The sequence below is a fragment of the Vibrio sp. 10N.222.49.C9 genome, from assembly GCF_041474985.1.
In the GTDB taxonomy this organism is placed as follows: domain Bacteria; phylum Pseudomonadota; class Gammaproteobacteria; order Enterobacterales; family Vibrionaceae; genus Vibrio; species Vibrio crassostreae_C.
In genome coordinates this window covers 1-269 of the sequence record NZ_JBFRVD010001455.1, presented here as the reverse complement: position 1 = coordinate 269, position 269 = coordinate 1, and the positions used below count along the sequence as shown (strand labels likewise).

The window sequence follows — 269 nt, the reverse complement described above, 5'->3', positions numbered from 1 at the left end:
ATAAACTTAAGCACATCCGATTGAAAGTGGACCCTATGATCAACAATCCCGGCTTGATAATCGGGCTGATTTTGCACACCACCAGTCAGCCCAGGGTTATGGGTATCCATTAGCGCCGGCACTCGTTGACGACTGCCCTTTTCATAGCTGTTAACCCACACTCGTCGCCATTTTTTGTGCAGCTCTGCTGGGATAAAGTCCAATGTATGGGCGATTAACCGGCCTTCTTTATCTTGCTCTAGCTGCGCTTCATTGGCCTTTAGATAATC

General features: G+C 48.0%; 1 protein-coding gene. It reads right to left on the bottom strand.

Annotated features, from left to right (window positions below; translation table 11 throughout):
- The coding region (locus tag AB4585_RS28725; protein ID WP_372172184.1) for a hypothetical protein at positions 1-269 on the bottom strand (269 nt) is incomplete at both ends.